The 1,955-nt window shown below is 61.2% G+C and carries 3 protein-coding genes; all 3 read right to left on the bottom strand.

The window, feature by feature from the left end; genetic code table 11:
• Positions 1-350: 350 nt before the first annotated feature.
• Entirely contained in the window at positions 351-905 is a 555-nt protein-coding gene (locus BW949_RS16395; protein ID WP_076368009.1) for a DsbA family protein, read from the bottom strand.
• Entirely contained in the window at positions 902-1,237 is a 336-nt protein-coding gene (locus tag BW949_RS16390; protein WP_076368007.1) for an NIPSNAP family protein, read from the bottom strand. Before BW949_RS16390 ends, BW949_RS16395 begins: the two co-directional genes overlap by 4 nt.
• Positions 1,227-1,955: L-2-hydroxyglutarate oxidase (gene lhgO / locus BW949_RS16385; protein ID WP_143524475.1), on the bottom strand; the 729-nt coding region annotated here is incomplete at its 5' end. The genes lhgO and BW949_RS16390, both read right to left, overlap by 11 nt.

Raw genomic sequence — 1,955 nt, 5'->3', positions numbered from 1 at the left:
GCAAGCAAAGTGGTTGCGGGAGGCCGCATCCATCATAACGTGCGCCCAGACGGCCGACTTGTGGGACTAGTCGATATTAGGAATGTCGCCAAGCAAGTAGCTGAGGTTGCTGAGACATCCAGCGCTTTGCAATCGTTATTCCGAGCAGCGGCTTAGCGGTGGCGACAATGCGACAGCACACTTGAGCGCTGCCCGCTGAACGTAGAGGTCCCAGGTTCGAATTCTGATGGGTGCGCCACACTCACGGACGCAGATTTGACGTTTGGGCAGTCAGTTCGGGATCGTCACAGCCACAGGTCGTGTCGCGGCTGAGTTGCCATCGCATTTGCCAAGGCATGGCACTGCATCTTTCAATCCAGCTTGGCGGCCCAAGCCGCTAAAGAATCTCCGCCACCGAGATCTGCGGCGATCAGCCCATTGACCATGAAGGTCGGCGAAACATGGATGCCGTTTTGGTGTGCGTATTTGCAGTGCCACTTGATCTCACGATCCAGGTCCGGGATGTCGAAGGCGTCCTCCATAGCCACTCCGCTTTCATTCGTTATCCGCCTCAAAATCTCGTCCGGCGTTGCGTCTCGGTTCGGGCCGGTCGCATGATCGTCGAATTCGAAGACCTTGCGGTTGGCATAGATTGCTTCCATGACGCGACGGGCGGCTTCTTTCCCGTCAGCCGTGGTCGAGGCGACAAGAATTGCACGGGTGATGAGGCCGGAAAACATGTGCCAGGGCTGCGATTGCAGCCGGATCAACACCGATACCCGCTCAGGGTCGGCCAGATCGAGAAACTCCCAGAGTTTTCCGAGGGCGCGCCCCGAAAACGGGCAGGTCGGTTCGAGGAAAACCTCGAACCGCTGCGGACCCTGGCCCCAGACCAGCGGATCGGCCGTCCAGCTTGGCGCGGTCATTGTCCGGCTCCAAGGCCGGAAGCCCAGAAGGATGTGGGACGCAGCAGCGTGTTGTGCTGTTCGATCTGATAGCCGAACTCGGCGCCGCGATCACGATAGGCCAGCCAGTCGGGATCCCCGTAAAGCGCGGTTCGCCGGGCGTCGCGGTCCGCTGCGTTCTCGTAGACCCACATATGGACGTAGGAATTGACGTCGCCAGTTTCGACGGTGCCGTAGAAGAGCGGCATGCCGAGATGGCGGCACTGGGCCTCATAGCCCATGTCCTCATAGAGCTTTAGCTGCTTGCCGATGGTTCCCGGACGGCAGCGATAGGTTCGCAGGTCATAAAGCATAGGTCTGATCTTTCAGGTTGAATTGTCTTGTGGCCCTCTCGCGGATATGGCGGGCGATGGGAATGGCCGAGGTGGCCGCGGGCGACGGCGCATTGCAGATATGGATGGTACGGGGCGTTTCGCGTATCAGGAAATCATGCACCAGCGTGCCGTCCCGCATGACGGCCTGAGCCCGGATGCCCGGCGGATGGGGCTGCAGATCCGATAGCGACAGCGAAGGACAGTATCGTTGACAGGCACGCAGATAGCGTCGACGGAAAGCTGAATTGGCCATCTCGGACAGACCTGACGAAAGATTGCCGCACAGGGTGCGCCAGAAGCCCGGGAAACGAGCCATGTCGGCCATGTCACGAGGGTCGACAGCGGCCTTGCCATATCGTTCCCGCGCCAGCGACAGGACGGCATTGGGCCCGACCGTCACATACCCACCGATCATCCGGGTGAGGTGGATGCCCAGAAACGGAAGCTCTGGGTCGGGCACGGGGTAGATCAGGTGTGGCACGACGGCGTCGTGCCGCGGCGCGAGACGAAAATACTCGCCCTTGAACGGCACGATGGTGAAATCGTCGCCCACGCCACACATGCGCGCCAGCCGCTCGGCCTGCGTTCCGGCGCAGGCGATCAAGCGCGCGGTCGCGACGGTCTCTCCGCCCGACAGATGCAGGCGAACCTGGTCCGGGCCTTCCTCGATGCCCGCTACTTCGGTGCCACGCCGTAT

The sequence above is a fragment of the Phaeovulum vinaykumarii genome (genome assembly GCF_900156695.1).
In the GTDB taxonomy this organism is placed as follows: domain Bacteria; phylum Pseudomonadota; class Alphaproteobacteria; order Rhodobacterales; family Rhodobacteraceae; genus Bieblia_A; species Bieblia_A vinaykumarii.
This window is presented reverse-complemented; position numbering and strand designations above follow the sequence as displayed.

Bases quoted from the DNA above. Each gene is read 5' to 3' on its own strand.
- BW949_RS16395 (WP_076368009.1), bottom strand. From the start codon at position 905: ATGACCGCGCCAAGCTGGACGGCCGATCCGCTGGTCTGGGGCCAGGGT.
- BW949_RS16390 (WP_076368007.1), bottom strand. From the start codon at position 1,237: ATGCTTTATGACCTGCGAACCTATCGCTGCCGTCCGGGAACCATCGGC.